Origin of the sequence: Aeromonas sp. HMWF016 (assembly GCF_963878195.1) — a bacterium.
Classification (GTDB): Bacteria; Pseudomonadota; Gammaproteobacteria; order Enterobacterales; family Aeromonadaceae; genus Aeromonas; species Aeromonas lacus.
The window spans coordinates 1,242-23,010 of record NZ_CAWNWX010000047.1 but is presented as its reverse complement, the minus strand read 5'-3'; the positions used below and the strand labels follow the sequence as shown (position 1 = coordinate 23,010).

Below are 21,769 nucleotides of genomic sequence, written 5' to 3'. Positions count from 1 at the left end.
GCTGGAGATCGGCACCTCCAACGGCTACTCCACCCTCTGGCTGGCCGAGGCGGTGGCCCGGCTCGATGGTCATGTCACGACCATCGAACGCGATGAAGGCAAGCGGGCGCTGGCGCAAGCCAATTTCGAGCAGGCCGGTCTTGCCGGGCGGATCACCCAGCTGGCTGGGGAGGCGGGAGCGCTGTTGCCCGCCCTGCCATCGGCCGGTTTCCCGCTCATCTTTCTTGATTCCGAGCGCCAGCAATACCGGGCGTGGTGGCCGCAGTTGCAGCGTCTCTTGCCCCCACGCGGCTTGCTGGTGGTCGATAATGCCATCTCTCATCGGGAGGAGCTGGCTGAATGGATGGCGGAAGTGGCGCAGGATCCCCGTTTTGTCACCTCGCTGGTGCCGGTGGGCAAGGGGGAGTGGCTGGTGGTGAGAGTGTGAGCAACCTGGACATGAAGAGGGAGGTGGCAGTGATGAAACCGGTGGCAGTGGTGGAAGCCTACTGGCAGGCGATGCAGAGCAATGATTTTGCCAGGGCGGCGCGATGGCTGGGGGATGAGTTTGTCTGTGACTGGCCGCAATCGGGAGAGCGGATCCTCGGGCGCTGCAACTTTGTCGAGATCAATCGCCGTTATCCGGCCGCTGGGCCGTGGAGCTTCACCATAGTTCGCCTGCTGGCGCAAGGGGATGAGGTGGTGAGCGAAGTGCAGATCACCGATGGGGTCGTGCATGCCCGGGCCATCACCTTCCATCGGGTCGAGGGCGATCGCATCGTGCAGCAGACCGAATATTGGCCGGAACCGTACGAGGCCCCCGCCTGGCGCCGTCCCTGGGTGAGCAAGCTAACCCGCACGCCAGAACTCGTCTAAAAAGAACACCGCCGGTCAGCCGGATGGCTGGCGGTGTTTGCCATTGGCAAGCCATCCCATCCTCGTTATCCATTATTTCGCTAAATATCACCATATTTCATGGTTTGGCCATGGGATCTGGCGCGATATGTTTTGCCTAAACCAGCTCGATATTTGCAAGGCATACATCTGATTTTCCAGATATTTGCATCATCCATGCAAGAGACGGTTTCATTAATACTGTTGTCGTTGGCGACTCATGGGAAATAAAAATATAACGAGGTAAATAATATGAACAAGTGGCACACTCTCTTTTTACTGGTATCCCTTCCGTTGACCCTGGTGACCTCTGCCGAGGCACAATCCTCCCTTGCGGCGATTCAGCATAGTGGCGTGATCAAGATTGGTACCGAAGGGGCTTATCCTCCTTTCACCTATCACGACAAGAGCGGCAAGCTGGTCGGCTTTGATGTGGAGATTGGCGAGCTGATTGCGAGCGGCCTCGGTGTGAAGCCGGAGTTTGTCGAGGGCAAGTGGGATGGCCTCATCGCCGGGGTGGATGCCAAGCGCTACGATCTGGTGCTCAACGAGGTGGCGATCACCCCGGAGCGGCTGAAAAAGTATGATTTTTCAGATCCCTATATCACCTCCAAGGCAGTGGTGGTGGTGCACAGCGACAACCACAGCATCAACAGCTTTGCCGATCTGAAGGGCAAGAAATCATCCCAGTCCCTGACCAGCAACTTTGCCCAGCTGGCCAAAAAGTCGGGGGCCGAGGTGGTCGCCACCGAGGGCTTCAACCAGTCGCTGGCGCTGGTGCTGACCGGGCGAGTGGATGCCACCATCAACGACAGCCTCTCGTTCCTCGACTTCAAGAAACAGAAACCGGATGCCAAATTGAGGGTGGCGGCGACCGAGGCGAAGGGGGATCAATCGGCTGTGCTGCTTGCCAAGGGGCAGCCGGAATTGCTGGCCGCCATCAATCAGGCGCTGCGCACTGCCAAACAGGATGGCAACTATCAGAAAATATCTCATAAATATTTTGGTACTGATGTCTCGCAATAATATTACCGAAAAATAATAACTAGCGAGGAAATTAACGTGCCAGCCTGGTTGCAGTTAATGATCGACTCTTTTTGGCCCCTGCTTAGCGCGGGGCTTATTTTTACCGTGCCACTGACCCTGATCACTTTTGTCTTGGGAATATTGCTCGGTTTGCTGGTGGCGCTGGCCAGACTATATGGTTCGACACCATTGGTGGCACTGGTTCGTTTTTATGTCTGGCTTATTCGCGGCACGCCGCTGCTGGTACAGCTCTTTCTGATTTTCTATGGCTTGCCGAGTGCCGGTATTGTGCTGGATGCCTTCACCGCCGCGGTGATCGGCTTCACCCTCAACATCGGCGCCTACAGCTCGGAGATCATCCGCGCCACTCTGGCGGCGATCCCGAAAGGGCAGTGGGAGGCGGCCTATTCGATTGGCATGAACTGGCCCCAGGTGATGTGGCGGGTGATCCTGCCGCAGGCGGCGCGAATTGCGGTGCCACCGCTCTCCAACACCTTTATTTCACTGGTCAAGGATACCTCGTTGGCGGCGGCAGTGACCGTGCCAGAGCTGTTTCAGGCTGCCCAGCGGCTCGCTTCTGTCACTTATGAGCCGCTCATTCTCTACAGCGAGACGGCCCTCATCTATCTGATGTTCAGCTCGGTGCTCTCCACCTTGCAAGACCGGCTGGAGCGCAAGTTGACCCACAAAGAGACCCGGGAGGTTACCCTATGATCCGGTTGAGTGGTATCGAGAAGCAGTTTGGCGGGCAGCGGGTGCTTAAGGGGATCGATCTTGCCATGGTGGCGGGCAGTGTGACCGCCCTGATTGGCCCCTCCGGCAGTGGCAAGAGCACCCTGCTGCGCTGCGTCAATGTGCTGGAGCGGCCGGATGCGGGGCACTTGGTGTTGGGGGGGAGCGAACTCGATTTTTCTCACCATCTACCCCGCCAGAGTGTGCTGGCATTGCGCCAGCAGACCGGCATGGTGTTCCAGAACTTCCAGCTGTTCCCGCACATGACGGTGCTGGAAAACGTCATTGAGGGGCTGGTGACCGTGTTGAAGTGGCCAAGAGCTAAAGCGCAGACGCGCGGCTTGCAACTGCTTGACAAGGTGGGGCTCAGGCACAAGGCCGAGGCGGTGCCTGCCACCCTCTCCGGAGGTCAGCAGCAGCGGGTTGCCATTGCCCGGGCGCTGGCGCCGTCGCCCAAGGTGCTGCTCTGTGACGAACCCACCTCGGCGCTGGATCCCGAGCTAGCCCAGGAGGTGGTGACTGTACTGCGCCAGCTGGCCCGCGAGGGAACCACCATGCTGATTGCCACCCACGATTTGCGGCTGGCCGCCCAGATAGCGCAGCAGGTGATCTTTCTGGAGGCGGGTGAGGTAGTGGAAGCAGGCAGCGCACGCCAGATGTTCACTACCCCCAAGCGGGCGCGCACCTTCGAGTACATCTCTACCCTCACTGAGCGGTTGCCGGAGAGCTGGAGCATCTAGCTGTTCCCCGGACGAGGTTGATGGAGCGATAAGTGACCAGCTGCCAGCAAGGATTCCGAGCCTTAAAAGCAGAGCCCCGCACTGGCGGGGCTCTGTTTTCGTTGACAGAGGAATAGCAGGTTAGACCGCGAGGTAATCCATGATCCCTTCGGCCGCCTTGCGCCCTTCGTAGATGGCGGTCACCACCAGGTCGGAGCCGCGCACGGCATCGCCACCGGCGAACACCTTGGGGTTGCTGGTCTGGAAGGCATACTCCGCTTGCTCGCGGGCCTTGATGCGATCCCGGTTGTCGAGCTCGATGCCAAACTCCGCCATCCAGGGTTGGGGGTTGGGTTGGAAGCCAAACGCCATCACCACGGCATCGGCAGCCAGCACTTGCTCGGAGCCCTCGATGACCACCGGGTTGCGGCGGCCATTGGCATCAGGTTCACCCAGCTCGGTGCTCACTACCTTGATGCCGACGGTGCGACCGCTGGCATCCAGCTCGACCGCTACCGGTTGCAGGTTGAACATGAACTCAACCCCCTCCTCGCGGGCGTTTTTCACCTCCCGCTTGGAGCCCGGCATGTTCTCCTCGTCGCGGCGATAGGCGCAGATCACCTTGGCGGCCCCCTGACGGATAGCGGTACGTACACAGTCCATAGCGGTATCGCCACCGCCCAGCACTACCACCTGCTTGCCGGCGAAGTCGATGTAGTCGGCTTGCGCCTTCTCGAAGCCCAGCAAGCGGTTGGCGTTGGCGATGAGGTAGGGCAGGGCGTCATAGACTCCCGGCGCCTCTTCGTTGGCAAATCCGCCCTTCATGTACTTGTAGGTACCGACCCCGAGGAAGACCGCATCGAACTCGCCGAGCAGGTCGGCGAAGGTGATGTCCTTGCCCACTTCGGTCTCGAGACGAAACTCCACGCCCATCCCCTGGAAGATCTCGCGGCGACGCTGCATCACCTCTTTTTCCAGCTTGAAGGAGGGGATGCCGAAGGTGAGCAGGCCGCCGATCTCCGGATATTTGTCAAACACCACCGGGGTGACGCCATTGCGTGCCAGCACATCGGCACAGGCAAGGCCTGCAGGGCCGGCGCCGATGACGGCGACCCGCTTGCCGGTCTTGACCACGTTCGAGAGATCGGGCTTCCAGCCCATCTCGAACGCCTTGTCCGTGATGTATTTTTCGATGTTACCGATGGTCACCGCGCCGAAGCGATCGTTGAGGGTGCAAGAGCCCTCGCACAGGCGATCCTGCGGGCAGACCCGACCACACACCTCCGGCAGGCTGTTGGTCTGGTGGGAGAGCTCAACCGCCTCCAGAATGCGCCCCTCTTTGGCCAGCTTTAGCCAGTTGGGGATGTAGTTGTGGACCGGACACTTCCACTCGCAATAGGGGTTGCCGCACTCGAGGCAGCGATCCGCCTGCATCTGTACCTGCGGCTGATTGAAGGACTCGTAGATCTCCACAAACTGGATTTTGCGGATCTTGAGCGGCTTCTTGGGCGGGTCGACCCGCTGGACATCGATAAACTGAAATACGTTCTGGCTCATAGGGTTCCCTCCTTATTGCGCCTGGATTCTGAGTTCTGCACTGGAACGGCTGGTGTGACCCAGCAGCGATTTCACGTCGCTGGACTTGGGTTTGATCAGCCTGAACTTGGGCACATAGGAGTCGAAGTTGGCCAGGATCTCCTCGGCGCGCGAGCTGCCGGTCTCATTGAGGTGCGCCGTGATGATGCCGCGCAGGTGCTCCTGATGGATGGCGAGATCCGCCACGTCCAGCAGTTCTACCAGCTCGGGGTTGGTGCGCTTGGCGAAGTTGCCGCACTCGTCGAGCACGTAGGCAAAGCCGCCGGTCATGCCCGCCGCAAAGTTGACGCCGGTCTGACCGAGCACGGTGACGATGCCGCCGGTCATGTATTCACAACCGTTGTCGCCAATCCCCTCGACTACCGCCAGGGCACCTGAGTTGCGCACCGCGAAACGCTCGCCGGCAGTGCCTGCGGCGTAGAGTTTGCCTCCGGTGGCTCCGTAGAGGCAGGTGTTGCCGATGATGGCCGCTTCGTGGGATTTGAACGCCACGCCGACATGAGGCTTGATCACCAGCTTGCCGCCGGTCATCCCCTTGCCCACATAGTCGTTGGCATCGCCAGTGAGGATCATCTCAAGGCCCCCTGCGTTCCAGACGCCGAAGCTCTGGCCAGCGGTGCCGTTGAAATGCACCTTGACCGGATCTGCCGCCATCCCCTGGTTGCCGTGACGTTTGACGATCTCGCCCGAGAGGCGCGCACCCACCGAGCGGTCGGTGTTGCGGATGTCATAGCGGAACTCGCCGCCGCTTGAGGTTTCCACCGCTTCCAGCAGATCTTCCACCATTTTCAGGTTGAGCGGCCCCTTGTCGAAGGTCGGGTTGTGCTGCTGGCTGAACAGGCTGGAACCTGCCGGTGCCACCGGACGGGCCAGAATGCCGGAGAGATCCAGCTTGGCCTGACGGGCGGTGAGGCCGGGCAGGGCCTCCAGCAGATCGGTACGGCCAATCAGGTCGGTCAGCTGGGTGACGCCGAGCTGGGCCATCAGCTCGCGGGTCTCCTCGGCGATGAACTTGAAGTAGTTCATCACCATCTCCGGCAGGCCGGTGAAGTGCTCGCGACGCAGCTTCTCATCCTGAGTGGCAACGCCGGTGGCGCAGTTGTTCAGGTGGCAGATCCGCAGGTATTTGCAACCGAGTGCCACCATGGGGCCGGTGCCAAAACCGAAGCTCTCGGCGCCGAGGATGGCCGCCTTGATGATGTCCAGACCCGTTTTGAGGCCGCCATCCACCTGCAGCCGCACCTTGTGGCGCAGACCGTTGGCGACCAGCGCCTGCTGGGTTTCAGCCAGACCCAGCTCCCACGGGGAACCGGCATATTTGACCGAGGTGAGGGGGCTTGCGCCAGTGCCGCCGTCATAACCGGAGATGGTGATGAAGTCGGCATAGGCCTTGGCCACGCCGCAGGCAATGGTGCCAACGCCGGGTTCGGAGACCAGTTTCACCGACACCAGACAGCTCGGGTTGATCTGCTTGATGTCGAAGATGAGCTGGGCCAGATCCTCGATGGAGTAGATGTCATGGTGCGGCGGCGGTGAGATCAGGGTCACGCCGGGCACGGAATAGCGCAGCTGGGCGATCTGGGCGGTGACTTTGTCACCGGGCAGCTGGCCACCCTCGCCGGGCTTGGCCCCCTGAGCCACCTTGATCTGCACCACATCGGCGTTCATCAAGTAGTGGGGGGTGACGCCAAAGCGGCCGGAAGCTACCTGTTTGATGCGGGAGTTCTTCTCGGTACCGAAGCGCTTGGGATCTTCGCCACCTTCGCCGGAGTTGCTCTGACCACCGAGGCGGTTCATGGCGACAGCCAGCGCCTCGTGAGCCTCTGGGCCCAGCGCGCCGATGGACATGGCGGCGGAGTCAAAGCGGGGGAACAGCTTGTCGGCCGGTTCCACTTGATCCAGCGCGACCGGATTGTCGACCTTCTTCAGGGCCAACAGGTCACGCAGGGTAGAGACCGGGCGTTCGTTAACCAGACGGGCGTACTCCTTGTAATCGGCATAGTTGCCGGAGCGCACCGCGGTTTGCAGGGTCTGCACTACATCCGGGTTGTAAGTGTGATACTCGCCGCCGTGAACGAATTTGAGCAGGCCGCCGTGGGCGAGGGGCTTGCGGGCCAGCCAGGCCTGACGGGCGAGCTTGAGTTGATCCTGCTGGATGTCGGCAAAGTCGGCGCCCTGAATACGGCTCGATACGCCGCGGAAACAGGTCTCGACCACGGCTTTGGCCAGACCCACCGCTTCAAACAGCTGGGAGCAGCGGTAGCTGGCGACCGTGCTGATGCCCATCTTGGACATCACCTTGTAGAGCCCCTTGTTGATGCCGTTGCGGTAGTTGACCATCGCCTGGCGCAGGGGCATGGCGAGCACCCCCTCTTCAACCTGTTTGGCCAGGGTTTCGTAGGCCAGATAGGGGTAGATGGCGGTCGCGCCAAAGCCCAGCAGCACCGAGAAGTGGTGCGGATCGCGCACGCTCGCGGTCTCCACCAGAATGTTGGCGTCACAGCGCAGGTTGTTGTCCACCAGAGTACGCTGCACCGCACCCACTGCCATGGCAGCCGGGATGGGCAGGGTATCGATGCTGATGTCGCGGTCCGACAGCACCAGCAGCACGGTACCGCTCCTGGCGGCAGCCTTGGCCTCCTCGCAGATGCGCAGGATGGCTGCCTCCAGCCCCTCTTCGGGCTTGAAGTTGAGGCTGATCACCTTGTGCCGGTAGTACTCTCCTTCCAGAGCCAGCAGCTGGTGGAAATCGGAGTAGAGCAGGATCGGTGACTGGAACAGCACCCGGTGGGCGTGGCCGAAGGTCTCGTTGAAAACGTTCTGCTCGCGACCGATACAGGTGGCGAGCGACATGACGTGGTTTTCCCGCAGCGGATCGATGGGCGGGTTGGTCACCTGCGCAAACATCTGGCGGAAGTAGTCATAAAGGGTGCGTGCGCTGGAAGAGAGTACCGCCATCGGGGTGTCATCCCCCATGGAGCCCACCGCTTCCTGACCATTTTCACCGAGAACCCGGATGATCTGATCCAGCTCCTCGAAGGAGTAGCCAAACAGCTTCTGATAGGTTTTCAGCTGCTCATCGGAGAATTCGCGGCTACCGGTCTGGCTGTCGTCCATCTGCTCGAAGGGGACCAAGCGGCGGCAATGTTTGTCCATCCACTGCTTGTAGGTGTGGCGGCTCTTGAGATCGTCATCGATCTCGAAGCTGGTCCACACCTTGCCGTTGCTGGTATCCACCACGAACAGCTCGCCCGGGCCTACCCGGCCCTTCTCCAGCACTTCGTCCGGGGTGTAGTCCCAGGTGCCAACTTCGGAGGCGAGGGTGATGAACTTGTCCTTGGTGATGACGTAGCGGGCCGGACGCAGGCCGTTTCTGTCAAGGGCGCAGGTGGCGTAGCGGCCATCGGTCATGACGATACCGGCCGGGCCATCCCACGGCTCCATGTGCATGGAGTTGAAGTCGTAGAAGGCGCGCAGGTCGTCATCCATGTTCGGGTGTTTTTGCCATGCAGGCGGGATCAACAGACGCATGGCACGGAACAGGTCCATGCCACCGGCGAGGAAGAGATCCAGCATGTTGTCGAGGCTGGAGGAGTCAGAGCCGGTGGTATTGACGAAGGGGGCCGCTTCCTGCAGATCGGGAATGAGCGGGGTGGCAAACTTGTAGCTGCGTGCCTTGGCCCACTGGCGGTTGCCGGCGATGGTGTTGATCTCGCCGTTGTGGGCCAGATAGCGGAACGGCTGGGCCAGCGGCCAGCGCGGGCTGGTGTTGGTGGAGAAGCGCTGGTGGAAGACGCAAATGGCCGCCTGCATGCGGATGTCGGCGAGATCCAGATAGAAGCGCGGCAAGTCCACCGGCATGCACAGCCCTTTATAGACGGTGACCAGGTTGGAGAGGCTGACCACATAGAAGTAGTCGTCGTTGACGCGCTTTTCGATGCGGCGACGCACGATATAGAGGCGACGCTCGAGATCCTTGTCGACCCAACCGGGCGGGGCGTTGACAAAGACCTGTTCAATGCTGGGCAGGGAGGCTTTGGCGATAGTACCGAGTACGTTGGTATCAACAGGCACCTTGCGCCAGCCGACCAGACTCAGGGTCTCTTTTTCCAGCTCCTCGTCGATGATGTCGCGAGTTGCCTGGGCCAATACGGGGTCAGGGTTGAGAAACAGCATGCCGACCGCATAGTTGCGGCCCAGGTGCCATCCCTTCTCCTCGGCGACAGCTCTGAAGAAGCTGTCCGGTTTTTGCAGCAACAGGCCACAACCGTCGCCGGTCTTGCCATCGGCGGATATCCCGCCGCGGTGCTGCATGCGAGCCAATGCTGACATCGCGAGACGGACAAGCTTGTGGCTGGCTTCCCCTTCCATGTGGGCCAACAGGCCGAAGCCACAGTTATCCCTCTCCAGCTTTGGATCATATAGTGACATTGCATATCTCCCTTGCTCGGCCTTGCATCGCACAGTCATCGTCTGACTGCATAAATTGCGACTGGCTCTTGTGGTTCCGTCTGCCTGACGTGGCGAATCTCCAAACTAATGGGATTTTTCGGCAAGGTCAATTGGACTTCCGGGCTCTTTGCAATGTTACATTCACATAACAAAATATGGATTTGCGGCGATGAATTACGCCTTTATCTGTTTTTATTCTGTTTAATTTCTATTTTGTGGATTAATAGTCTGCTCATCCTCGTTTTGGTGGTTTACTCCATGGGTATAGAGAACTGTAGTAATTTTACCAAATCATGGATACCAAGGACGAAGGTGATCACATTTCACAATCCTGTCTCTTGCATTTGCCCGCAAGCCGTACTCTTAAATTTTTTCATTGTTCAACAATAGTTTATATCCCATTACGGATATGGTTGCAGGCTCAGCTCCATAGCAGGCAAGGTCTCAAAAGCATCAATAATCGGCCACTTTCATATATTTATCCGAAAAATGGTGAATATTTATATGGTTTCTGACTCTTTCGTCCCTTGATCCAGCTCAGCGCCGTATTTGCGCAAGCTCGTACAATGACGCTCCTTTAGCGGAGGTGTCATGCAGTTACACGAACTCGTCAATACATTCGGTCAGGATCTCAAACAGCGTCACGGCCAGAAGATCCACAAGCTCTCCATTCACGGCGCCTTCACCTGCCCGAACCGTGACGGCACCCTGGGCCGTGGTGGCTGCACCTTCTGCAATGTCTCTTCCTTCGCCGACGAATCGGCCCAGCAGCTATCCGTGGTGCAGCAACTGCTGGCCCGTCGGGATGAGGTGACCCGTGCCAAGCGTTATCTTGCCTACTTTCAGGCCTATACCAGCACCTATGCCGAGGTCGAGTATCTGCAGCGGATGTATGAAGAGGCGCTGTCGGTGAGCGATATGGTGGGACTTTGTGTCGGTACTCGCCCTGATTGCGTACCGGATGCCGTATTGGATCTGCTGGCGGGCTATCAGGCCCGGGGTTACGAGGTTTGGCTGGAGCTGGGTTTGCAGAGTGCCAACGACAAGACCCTGCAACGGATCAACCGGGGTCACGGTTATGCTGCCTATGTGGATGCAGTGACGCGGGCTCATCAGCGCGGCATCAAGGTGTGTGCCCACCTGATAGTCGGTTTGCCGGGCGAGGTGCCGATGGATAGCCTCGATACCCTGCGTCGTATCGTGGAAACCGGAGTGGAGGGGATCAAGCTCCATCCACTTCATGTGGTCGAGGGCAGTACCCTTGGCAAGGCGTGGCAGGCGGGGCGCCTTGAGGTATTGACGCTGGAGCAGTATGTGGAAGCCGCTGTAGCCATGATCCAGCACACGCCACCCGAGGTGGTGTATCACCGCATTTCAGCCTCAGCTCGTCGTCCGACTCTGCTGGCTCCGGTCTGGTGTGAAAACCGCTGGACAGCCATGAGCGAGATTGCCAGGGCTCTCGCAAGCCAGGGGCCACAAGGGCACGCACTGGGAAGACCCTTTATGCTTTCTGAGCTGTAGTTGAGCGGAGAGTTACTATTTTCCCATAAAACATAGGCTTATATAAAAAGCTTCATAGATTTAGCTATAGTCTTGGTGCGTACGGATTGATATAGTGATGCACCATAATAGATATCGCTATCAATTACGTTCGGCCACATTTAATGATGAGCTAAACGTCAGCAGGGTATTTCACTCGCTCTTTTATCTTTATCGATAATGAGCCATGCCGCTGTTTAGAACGAACCGGGCTAACGACCCCGGATGCGCCGTTCCCCTCCGCGGTATTGCCAGTGGCAGCAGTTGTTCTTGATCTGGATTGGCAAGAACCGGTTCTGGTGGCAACGGGGTTATCTCGACCTCATTCATGCAGTGACAGGATGCTATGCAAGCAGAAACAAGTCGTATTGATGAGTTATTGGAGTGTCTGGTCTTTCTGACCCGCTTTTACGGCGTGCCCAACAGTCAGGATGCCCTGACGACCGGTTTACCCTTGGTATCGGGGCGTCTGACTACTGCGCTTTTTGGGCGTGCTGCCGAGCGGGGCGGTCTATCTGCCCGTGAAGTCATTCAGCCTCTTGATGAGATTTCCCCGCTGCTGCTGCCCTGCGTGCTACAGATGCGCAATGGCGGCGCCTGTATTTTGCTGGAATGGAATGAAGATCGAAGCCAGGGAAAAGTGATTTTTCCGCAGGCTGGGGATGCGACCCAGTGGGTAGCGGTTGCCCAGTTGGGGGACGAATATATCGGGCGCCTCTTCTATGTGAAGAAACAGTTCAAGTTTGATGAACGCTCGCCCAAGGTGCTGGAAACCCGTGACGGTCACTGGTTCTGGAGTACATTGTTTGAATCTCGCGGAATTTATCGTGATGTATTGATCGCTTCCATTCTGATCAACCTGTTCGCAATAGCCAGCCCGCTCTTCACTATGAACGTCTATGACAAGATTGTACCCAACCTGGCGTTTGACTCGCTCTGGGTGCTGGCTGTGGGTGCCATGGTGGTTTTTACCTTCGACTATGTGATGAGGCAACTGCGCAGTTATTTCATCGATATTGCCGGCAAGAAGTCGGATGTACTGCTCTCTGCGAAGATTTTTGCCAAGGTGATGGGGATGCGGATGGAGTCTCGTCCTGCCTCAACCGGTGCTTTTGCCAAACATTTGCAGGAGTTTGAGTCGGTACGGGAGTTTTTTACTTCGGCAACTGTTTCAACGCTGATTGATCTCCCCTTCGCCATTTTCTTCCTCTTTATTATCTGGATCTTTGCCGGTGCCATGGTGGTGGTGCCCATTGTTGCCATGCTGATTTTGATCGCTTACAGCTTTTATATTCAGGAGCCGCTCAAGAAGTCGATTGAAGAGGGATCGCGGCTGGCTTCCCAGAAAAACGCCAACCTGATCGAAAGTATTTCGGGCCTTGAGACCGTGAAGATCTTTGGTGCCGAAAGCATGTTCCAGCATCGCTGGGAGCAGGCGGTATCCCATATCTCTACCTGGGGCGTTCAGACCCGCCGCATCACCAACTCCATGTCGTCACTGGCCAGCTATATCCAGCAGGTGGTGACGGTCGGGTTGGTTATTGTCGGGGTTTACCAGATCTCCGAGGGCAATGTGACCATGGGGGGGATGATCGCGGCCGTGATGCTATCCAGCCGTGCTATCGCACCCATGGTGCAGCTCTCAGTACTCTCGACCCGCTATAACCAGGCCAAGTCTGCGCTGGATATTCTGGAAAAGATCATGGCAACGCCGGGTGAACAGGAGGAGGGGAAACAATATATCCATCATCCGGTTATCTCCGGCCGGATCGAGTTCGAGAATGTCTCCTTCAAATATCCGGGGATGGAGACCAGCACCCTGCACAATATCAATCTGCGCATCCAGCCTGGTGAGAAAGTGGCGATTATCGGCCGGATCGGTGCAGGAAAAACCACCCTCGAAAAGCTTTTGATGGGCCTCTATCGTCCAACTGATGGCTCGGTCAGAATCGATGGTTTTGAACTCGATCAGCTGCCCCCCTCGGTGATCCGCCGCAATATTGGCTGTGTACCGCAGGATGTCGTGCTCTTTTTTGGCTCTGTACGCGACAACATCATGCTGGGTAATCCGCTGGTGGACGATGTGCGGGTATTGCGCGCCGCCAAACGGGCTGGCGTGACCAACTTTACCAACCGGGATCCCAACGGTCTGGATCGGCAGATTGGTGAAGGTGGGCGCCAGCTTTCGGGTGGTCAGCGTCAGGCCATCCTGTTGGCCCGAGCTCTGCTTAATGACCCGCCCATTCTGGTGATGGATGAACCGACCTCCAATATGGACAACCAGTCTGAAATGCTGGTGAAACAGGAGTTGGCCAGACTGGGCCCGGAAACGACCTTGATTCTCATCACCCACAAAACCTCCATGCTGGATGTCGCATCCCGAGTAATAGTGATTGAGCAGGGGCAGATCGTGGCTGATGGCCCGAAAGAGGCGGTGTTGCAACAGCTTAAAGAGGGCAAGGTACGGCTGCAGGAGGTATCCCATGGCTAAGCGGTTATTAGGCTGGTTCAAGGGATTAAAAAAGCGCCCTTCCGATGAGGTGTTGCCGGCACCCGAGCATCTTGCCTTTGTCGATGATGGTGCCGCAGCCGTTTTGCTGACGACGCCGACTCGGGCGCGCATTCTGCTTTGGTGCTGCTTCTTCTTCTTTATGAGCGCGATTGTATGGGCCGCTTGGGCACAGCTGGACGAGGTGACTGTTGGGCAGGGCAAAGTCATCCCTTCTCGCCAGTTGCAAGTTATCCAGAACCTTGAAGGGGGGATCGTCAAGGAGATCTTCGTCAAAGAAGGCGACATCGTCGAAAAAGGCCAGCCACTGCTACGTATTGATGACACCCGTTTTCGTTCCGATTTTCGCGAGCGTGAGCAGGAGCTGGTGACACTGAAAGGGGACATTGCACGGCTACATGCAGAAATGGCTAGCGTCGAGGTGAAAAACGAGCCGAATCTGGGATGGCGTGAACAGGTTGTGGTGGGCGAAGCACCTATTGAGTTTCCGGATGGTTATGAAACTGTCTTTGCCGAATATGCCAACCGTGAACGCTCAGTCCAGAAGGATCGTCTCAATAACCTGAAGAACCAGCTCTATATTCTAGGCCAGCAGATTGAGCAGAATGAGCAGGAATTGATTGAGCTCAACGCCAAGATCCGCACCGTCAATCGCAGCGTTGAGCTTGCAAGACAAGAGCTCAATATCAGCCGTCCGCTGGCGAAAGAGGGGATTGTGCCACAGGTTGAGCTGATCAAATTGGAGCGGCAGGTCAACGAAATGCAAGGGGAGCTTGAGAGCAACCATCTGCTTATTCCCAAGCTCAATTCGGTGCTGCGTGAGACAATCTCCAAGCGTAACGATATCGCCCTTAAATTCAGGGCTGATTCGCAGACCGAGTTGAATGAAAAACAAGGCAGACTTGGGCAGTTGTCGGAAGGGCAGGTCGGATTGCGAGATCGGGTTGACCGCACCAGCGTGATTGCACCGCTTAAGGGGACGATCAAAAAGCTCAAGGTCAATACTTTGGGTGGTGTTGTCCAGCCTGGCATGGATTTGATGGAGATAGTCCCGCTGGAAGATACCCTGCTGGTGGAGGCGAAAGTATCTCCAAAAGATATCGCGTTCTTGCGGCCTGGGCTTGATGCCGTGGTCAAGATCACCGCCTACGACTTCACCATCTATGGAGGCTTGCATGGTAAGGTTGAACAGATAAGCGCGGACTCGATCCAGGATGAAGAGGGGAACTCCTTCTATCTGGTTCGGGTGCGCACCGAGAAAAGTTACTTGGGCGATGAGCTTAACGCACTTCCCATCATCCCCGGTATGTTAGCCAGTGCAGATATAATTACTGGTAAAAAAAGTGTCCTAGACTATTTGCTTAAGCCGATATTACGGGCAAAACAGTCGGCACTGAGAGAACGATAAGCCAACAATCTAAAAACAAGACATGACTGGAGATAACATGAAAAAAACGATTGTTGCCATGCTGGTCAGTGGCGTAAGTATGTTGCCAGCATTGGTGCAGGCCCAGACTCTGGAAGAGTCGGTGGGGCAGGCACTTGCGACTCATCCCAAGATCAAAGAGGCATTTGATCTTTATCAGGCTCGTCTTTATCAGCATGATGGCGCCAAAGGGGGTTACTACCCCACCATCGATTTGCGCGGTGGCGTTGGCTACGAAAAGGTTGATAGCCCGACAACTCGAGCTGCTGGCTCCAACTCGACAACGATTGATGACTCAATGACTCGTAAAGAGGCGGGGATCAGTCTGCGTCAGATGTTGTTTGATGGTTTCAATGTCAGCAACAACGTCTCCAGAACCGAAGCTGAGGCCAATGCCCAGCGTCTGGCAATGGTCTCCGAAGCTGAAAATACCGCTCTGCGGGTGGCTGAGGTTTATCTCAATATGCTGCGTCAGCAGGAGATCCTGGAGCTATCCAAGCAAAACCTCGAGACCCACGAGCAGATCCGCAGCGATATCCGCAAACGTACTGATTCAGGTCTTGGTTCTACTGCTGACCAGACCCAGATCGATGGACGTGTGGCCCGAGCCTATTCCAACCAGGCTGCGGCAGAAAACAATTATCGTGATGCGGAAAGTGAATTTATTCGTGTCGTCAATGAGGTGCCAAAAGACCTAGTTCAACCGACACCGAATACAGAGCTGCTTCCGCCGTCACTCGAGAGTGCTTTGAAGACAGCCACCGAGGTTCATCCCACTCTGCTTTCCTCTTTGCAGGATATCGAAGCAGCCAAGTACCAGCATGAAGGTGCCAAGTCCGGTTTCTATCCTGATGTGACTTTTGAGGTCGATCAGAACTGGAACGAGGATATCAATGCTGTTAAAGGCCGTAACGACGATCTGACCGCGATGGTGCGGATGCGTTACAACCTGTTCCGTGGTGGTTCCGATGTGGCACAAAGCAATGCTACATCCGCGCTGTACTCTCAGGCAAAAGACATTCATATGAATGCTTTCCGTCAAGTTGAAGAGGGAACTCGTCTTGCGTGGAACGCCAAAGAGTCACTTGCCAAACAGAAAACCTTCTTGAAAGAACACGTGGATGCAAGCTATGACACTGTTCAGGCATACAAGAAGCAGTTTGGTTTGGGACAGCGTACCTTGCTGGACGTATTGAACACCGAGAACGAACTGTTTGAAGCGCGCCGCAGTTATATCACTGCCGAATATGACTCATTGCTGGCTGACTATCGCATTTTGAATGCGACGGGCAGTCTGCTTAATGCGTTCAACTTCAAACAGCCTACCGAGTGGCAGGCCAAGCAGTAAATCGGCGTTCAGTTGTCCTTTTGGTCAGGGCAATTGCAGACAGGATGGCGGTACCAATAATGCCATCCTGTCTGGCTCAAACCGGGTGATTTGTGCAGGAGTGTTTCACCAACGATGCGGCAGGCAAATGATGTGACTTTCTGGTTGTCATCTGTTGGTATTTATCATGCCCGGTTTGGCGCTAGTCGCAATTTGATGCGAACGGTGCGTGTTTCTCTGTGGTTATTCCTACTCCCTCTCTCTTTATTGCTCTCAGCCAGCCAACCGTTGACTCAGGAAGATATGCAGTTGATCAAGCGAGCTGAGCAGACCTATGGCATTCGGGCAGGGAAGAGAGTCACTACTTGGCGCACACTGGTGCAGCAAAACAAGGATGCTGGATTAAGTGAACGCCAGAAGCTGGAAAAGGTGAATCAGTTCTTTAATCAGATGCGTTTTATTGACGATATAAAGTTGTGGCGTAAAAAAGATTATTGGGCGACCCCATTGGAGTTTTTGGGGGCTTCCGGTGGTGATTGCGAAGATTTCAGTATTGCCAAGTATTCCACCTTGCTTGAACTCGGTATTCCGGATGAGAAGATGCGAATGGTGTACGTCAAGGCCCTCGATTATAACCAGTTTCATATGGTCGTAGCCTATTACGAAACACCGTCGTCAGTTCCAGTTATATTGGACAATTTAATCGGCTCAATTCGTCCCGCTACCCAGCGGCATGACCTTGTGCCTGTTTTCAGTTTTAACGGTAGTCACTTGTGGTTGATGAAAGCGCGAGGCCAAGGGGAACTGGCTGGCGATTCATCCCGCTTGGGGTTATGGAATGATTTACGCAATCGCATGACATCAGGGCGATTGGCTCGGCCTGTGGTGAATTTGGATGATTAACCTATGACGCTCTACAGACAGTTATTGGCCACCATGTTGCTGTTGTTTGGCTTGTTGTTTGCAGCCACTTATTGGGTGCAATTCAATTCAACGCGCTCCTATCTTGCACAGCAGCAGGAAACAACGGTGATTAACACCGCGACGTCACTGGGGCTGGCTCTGACTCCCTATCTGGAAAACGGAGACAAAGTCGGTGCCGAGTCGGTGATCAAGGCGATATTTGACGGTGGTTATTATCGTATTGTGCGGCTTGATCTGCTTGCCTCGAAAGATGTGATTGAAGAGGAGAACAGTAGCCGTATTCAAGGTGTACCTGACTGGTTTATTAAGTTGGGACTGTTTCCTGAAGTCTCTAACGAGTCAATTCTGACATCTGGTTGGCTACAGCTCGGCAAATTGAAGGTGGTCGGTCATCCGGGCCAAGCTTATCACGAGCTGTGGGTAGGCATGAGCGAATTGGCAACCTGGTTCGTGATTGGCTTTCTCATTACCACTATTTTGTTGATGCGAGCGCTGAATTTCCTGTTAAAGCCGCTCAAACAGATTTGTGACCAGGCGGTCGAGATTGAGTTGCACCATTTTGGTCATACCATCCCCGAACCTCGGACTCATGAGCTGAAGCAAGTTGTTCAGGCCATCAATATTCTCTCCGGCAAGCTGGCTGTGCAGTTCAAAGAACAGGCTGAAGAGGCCGAAAAACTGCGTGAGCGCGTCTATGTTGATGCGGTGTCTGGTTTGGGTAACCGAGCCTATTTTGTTGGCCAAGTAAATGCCTGGATTGCTGAAGCTGGTCAAGGTGGGGTTATGCTGGTTGCGGTAGATATGCTGGAAGATATCTACCGTGATGAAGGTTTTGCGGCTCGTGACAATATGGTCAAGTCCATCGCCCAAGTGTTGCGCGAGCAGCTTAAGGGATGGGATGGTGCCGCTGTTGCACGAATTTCGGCAACTGAGTATGCATTATTATGCCCGACGGATGATTTTGAGCAGCTGAAAGAACTGGCAGAGATTATTAACTCCCGTATTGCTGACCTGGTGGTTAATCCGATGGAGGAGGGCAATCCACTCTCTGTTATCGGTATTGCGGGCCGTGATGGTAACGATGATCTCTCAGCTCTGTTGACCAAGGCAGATAATGCACTTGGTAAAGCCCGTAATGAGCGTCGTGGGGCGGTTGTTATTGAAGGTGGAGATAGCCAGGGCATGATGGGGCGTTTGGCATGGCGCGATTTGGTGCAAGATGCGATTAACCGTCATCTTTGGCGCTTCAAGGCACAACCCGCCTGCCGCTTTGATAATGGTTCTCGCATGCATGCCGAGTTGTTTGCCTCTATTTCGCGCGATGGAACGGATTACTTTGCAGGACAATTCTTGCCTGCTATTGAACAGTTCAAACTGGGGAGTGAATTTGACCAGGCTATCTTGGAGTCGAGTACCGGCTTGTTGCAACAAGATGCCGAGTTGACGCTGGCTATCAATATTACCGCTGGTTCACTTTGCTCTGATGATTTCTTGGTGTGGTTGCCAGAATTCCTCTCGGAGCATGTGAATCTGCAGGGGCGTCTGCTGTTTGAAATTCCGGAGGCGGCGATTGTGAAACATCGGGAGCAAGTGACTGCACTGGTTCAGGTGTTGCGTCAGCTTGGTTTCGAATGGGGTGTTGATCATTATGGTCGCCACTTCCAGTCCCTCGGTTATCTGGAAGAGTTGGCCCCTGCTTATGTGAAGGTGGATCATGGCTATACCAGCCAGGTGATGGAGCCGGGGGCAGATACCTCCTTCCTTGCCGCTGTTTGTCGTGCAGCCCACAATGCCGGTGTTCTGACCATTGCCACCCGTGTGGAAGACCAGCAGCAAGTGGAACTACTCTCCAAACTTCATATCGATGGATATCAAGGATTTGTTCACCCGGCATTTCCCTTATCTTGAAACGACGTTTTCTGAATCAAAGCGGCCTTAAGGGCCGCTTTTTATATTGTTCCTAAAATCAATTTGTCATTAGTGAATGAAAAAGTGAATAAGGCTTCAATAAGGTCTTTTGTTAGTGTTTTGATATTAAAGGGAAAAACAGCTTCGTTCGATTTGGTTCATTCTTGAACATCCCTGTCCCGCCAATATATATATTTTTTGCAACGGTTAGAGTTGGTAAGTGCTTCTAAGGTGTATCCAGCGAGATCCACCACCTTGGAGCAATGGATATGCGAACTCAAGTCATCGATAAAACCGTCGTTGTATCGGGTGTTGAAGGCAATGTAGAGATAGTGCTGGCTGATGGAACTCAGCGTCCTTTGCAAAAAGGCGAGATTTTACAACCCGGCGCCAAATTGGTCATAGCCGATGATGCCAAGTTGGGCCTCTCACCCTACGATGATTCCCCCGCAAAGAACCAGCCAACCGGTACCAATGAGGCTCAACCCGATCAGCCGCAGGGTGGTACAAATGCCAATGGTGATGGAGCGCCTTCCGATATAGCGGCTTTGCAAAAATCAATCTTGCAAGGTGTTGACCCGACTCAAAACTTTGAAGCGTCAGCCGCAGGTGGTGCTCCTGCAGCCGGTGGTGGCGGTGGTGGGATTGGTGGGGTCGCTGGAACGAGTGGTAATGGTGGGTTTGTCACTATCGACCGTGTCGGAGATGCCACAATAGCCGCTGCCGGTTTTGATACAACCTACGACACGACACCTGTACTTGATCAAGCTCAGGCTGTGGACCCGCTGTTGGTAAATGTACTGGCAGACCAGGATGAAACAGTGACTACCCAGGAGGACTCGCCTATCAGCGGCAATCTTCTGGATAACAGTACCAACCCTGACGGGCCGGCTACCGCCACGATCGTCTCTTATGACTGGGGGATCAATATCGGAGTTCCAGCTGGTGTTGCTGCAACAATTACCGGTGTTGGAACCCTGATCATCAATGCAGATGGCAGTTACACATTTACACCGGCAACCAACTATGACGGGGCAGTGCCTGCAGTAACTTATCAAGTAACCGATGGGCAGGACACCGTATCGTCAACTCTTGTTATTACTATTACTCCGGTCGATGAAGGGGTAAATCTGCAAGGGTTGGCTGTTGAAGGTGGGGAAGTGCAGGTGAGTGATGCCAATCTGGCAGATGGCTCTGCACCAGATGCCGCCAAATTGACTCAAAGTGGCACATTTACCTTCAATGCTCCTGATGGGGTTCAGCTACTGAGTGTGGGGGGACTTCAGCTGATCAGTAATGGTGCTGTCCTGACCTTGCCGCAGTCGGTTGATACCCCTTTGGGTAATACATTGCAAATTACGGCCATCACCTACGACCCGGTTACGGGTAATGGCACAGTGACTTACAGCTATACCCTTCTTGATAACGAAGCTCATCAACAACCAGCCAACGACATTCAGTTGGGTGAGAATCTCGTAGTGACACTGACGGATGACGATGGAGATACGACCAGCGCCACTCTTGATATTGCTGTGCTGGATGATGTTCCAAGCCAGAGTGTGGGCGTGGCGGAAGAGGCTGACTTTGGCGGCTTGTCGGTGAGCCTGGACGAGACCGTTGGCAAGGGAGACACCTACAACAGTAGCGATGTGGATGATGGTTACGTCAGTGACGATGTGAGCGGGGCACTGGCACAGGCCATCACAGCGATAGCTGGCGGTCTATTGTCACTCTTTACCAGCAGTGGAAGCTATGGCGCTGATGGTGCAGGCAGTACGACAGGTAGCTTCAGTTTTGTGGGCGTGGGCAGCGAGGGTGTCGAGACCAACCTGTCGGCGACCGATGGCGGTGCGATTACTCTCAATGCCGTGAGCGCGACCGAGCTGCAAGGGGTGGATGGTGACGGTAATGTGGTGTTCAGCATCAAGATAGTGGAGGTGGATGACGTTGCGCAGCTGCAGACCACCCAGTTTGAGGCACTGTCTCACGGTAACACCGGCCTGTTTGATGAATCGCTGTCATTGTTGTTGAGCGGCCAGAACAGTCTGGGTTTGCGATACAGCGTAACCCGGGTGGATGGCGATGGAGATAGCGTCACAGACAGCGCCACCATCAGCCTGGTAGATGGCGAGCGCTCGGTATTCAGCTTTGATGATGACGGCCCGCGTGCTGGGCTGGCAGAAGAAGCCCCGCGTCTTGGTGCGACCGTGGATGAAAGCCTGGTCAGTCTGGGCGGTGTTGGCAGTGACGGGGTGGCCAGTGCCAGCCTGAGTGCGGCCGACGTACAGGCCCAGTTTGCGCCGGCCTTTGGTGCCGACGGGGTGGGCAGCATCGGCTACAGCCTGGCGCTGGTCGGCAGCAACGTGGCGAGCGGCCTGTATGCGGTCGACCCGCTGGCCGCCAATGGGCAGGGTGCGGCCATCGTGCTCAATCAGGTGGACAACGTCATCACCGGCAGTGTCGGTACGGTGAGCTATTTTACCCTGACGATCAACCCGAGCACCGGGGAAGTGACGCTGGCCCTGCTGGACAACGTCTGGCACGGCGATACCACCAATGTGGATGACAGCGTGGCGCTGACCCTGGACCGCGGCGTGCTGACGTTGGTGCAGACCGTGACTGATGCGGATGGCGACCGTGCCAGCGCGTCTGTAGACCTGGGTGCCAACGGCGTGTTCCGCTTCGAGGATGATGGCCCGCGTGCCGGGCTGGCGGTGGAGGTCCCGCGTCTTGGCGCG

The 21,769-nt window shown here is 55.8% G+C and carries 14 protein-coding genes; 12 read left to right on the top strand and 2 right to left on the bottom strand.

From position 1 onward, the window contains the following. The 5 genes from AACS24_RS21840 to AACS24_RS06775 form a co-directional block, all read left to right on the top strand. The coding region (locus AACS24_RS21840; protein WP_258223122.1) for an O-methyltransferase at positions 1–427 on the top strand (427 nt) is incomplete at its 5' end. Positions 428–459: 32 nt separating this feature from the next. Further along, entirely contained in the window at positions 460–855 is a 396-nt protein-coding gene (locus tag AACS24_RS06790) for a nuclear transport factor 2 family protein (RefSeq protein WP_108572821.1), read from the top strand. A gap of 270 nt (positions 856–1,125) precedes the next feature. Further along, positions 1,126–1,899 (top strand): amino acid ABC transporter substrate-binding protein, encoded by a 774-nt coding sequence (locus tag AACS24_RS06785; RefSeq protein ID WP_108572798.1) that lies wholly within the window; start codon positions 1,126–1,128, stop codon positions 1,897–1,899. A 57-nt stretch (positions 1,900–1,956) separates the two neighbouring features. Beyond that, a complete protein-coding gene (locus AACS24_RS06780) occupies positions 1,957–2,613 on the top strand; it encodes an amino acid ABC transporter permease (protein WP_181364334.1) in 657 nt (218 codons plus the stop codon). Further along, positions 2,610–3,371: an amino acid ABC transporter ATP-binding protein gene (locus tag AACS24_RS06775; RefSeq protein WP_108572794.1), complete on the top strand. Its 762-nt coding sequence runs from the start codon at positions 2,610–2,612 to the stop codon at positions 3,369–3,371. The genes AACS24_RS06780 and AACS24_RS06775 overlap by 4 nt, the downstream gene beginning before the upstream one ends. 120 nt (positions 3,372–3,491) lie before the next feature. Here AACS24_RS06775 and AACS24_RS06770 read toward each other — a convergent pair whose 3' ends face one another. Both AACS24_RS06770 and gltB read right to left on the bottom strand, forming a co-directional pair. Then, positions 3,492–4,907, bottom strand: coding sequence for an FAD-dependent oxidoreductase (locus tag AACS24_RS06770; protein WP_005346752.1), 1,416 nt, complete (start codon positions 4,905–4,907; stop codon positions 3,492–3,494). Positions 4,908–4,919: 12 nt separating this feature from the next. Further along, the gene (gene gltB / locus AACS24_RS06765) at positions 4,920–9,377 is read right to left on the bottom strand and encodes a glutamate synthase large subunit (protein ID WP_108572792.1); all 4,458 of its coding nucleotides are present in this window, start codon (positions 9,375–9,377) and stop codon (positions 4,920–4,922) included. 612 nt (positions 9,378–9,989) lie between these two features. Between gltB and AACS24_RS06760 the strand changes: the two genes are divergently transcribed. From AACS24_RS06760 to AACS24_RS06730, 7 genes are all read left to right on the top strand, one after another. Further along, positions 9,990–10,919, top strand: coding sequence for a TIGR01212 family radical SAM protein (locus AACS24_RS06760; RefSeq protein WP_108572790.1), 930 nt, complete (start codon positions 9,990–9,992; stop codon positions 10,917–10,919). Between the two features lie 364 nt (positions 10,920–11,283). Continuing rightward, a complete protein-coding gene (locus tag AACS24_RS06755) occupies positions 11,284–13,428 on the top strand; it encodes a type I secretion system permease/ATPase (protein ID WP_108572788.1) in 2,145 nt (714 codons plus the stop codon). Further along, positions 13,421–14,854: an HlyD family type I secretion periplasmic adaptor subunit gene (locus AACS24_RS06750; RefSeq protein ID WP_108572786.1), complete on the top strand. Its 1,434-nt coding sequence runs from the start codon at positions 13,421–13,423 to the stop codon at positions 14,852–14,854. Before AACS24_RS06755 ends, AACS24_RS06750 begins: the two co-directional genes overlap by 8 nt. A gap of 37 nt (positions 14,855–14,891) precedes the next feature. Then, positions 14,892–16,220 (top strand): TolC family outer membrane protein, encoded by a 1,329-nt coding sequence (locus tag AACS24_RS06745; RefSeq protein WP_108572779.1) that lies wholly within the window; start codon positions 14,892–14,894, stop codon positions 16,218–16,220. 195 nt (positions 16,221–16,415) lie between these two features. Continuing rightward, the gene (locus AACS24_RS06740; RefSeq protein WP_258223123.1) at positions 16,416–17,102 is read left to right on the top strand and encodes a transglutaminase-like cysteine peptidase; all 687 of its coding nucleotides are present in this window, start codon (positions 16,416–16,418) and stop codon (positions 17,100–17,102) included. Positions 17,103–17,105: 3 nt separating this feature from the next. Continuing rightward, positions 17,106–19,031: an EAL domain-containing protein gene (locus tag AACS24_RS06735; protein ID WP_108572775.1), complete on the top strand. Its 1,926-nt coding sequence runs from the start codon at positions 17,106–17,108 to the stop codon at positions 19,029–19,031. Between the two features lie 269 nt (positions 19,032–19,300). Continuing rightward, on the top strand, positions 19,301–21,769 hold a 2,469-nt coding region (locus AACS24_RS06730; protein WP_258223121.1), incomplete at its 3' end, for a retention module-containing protein.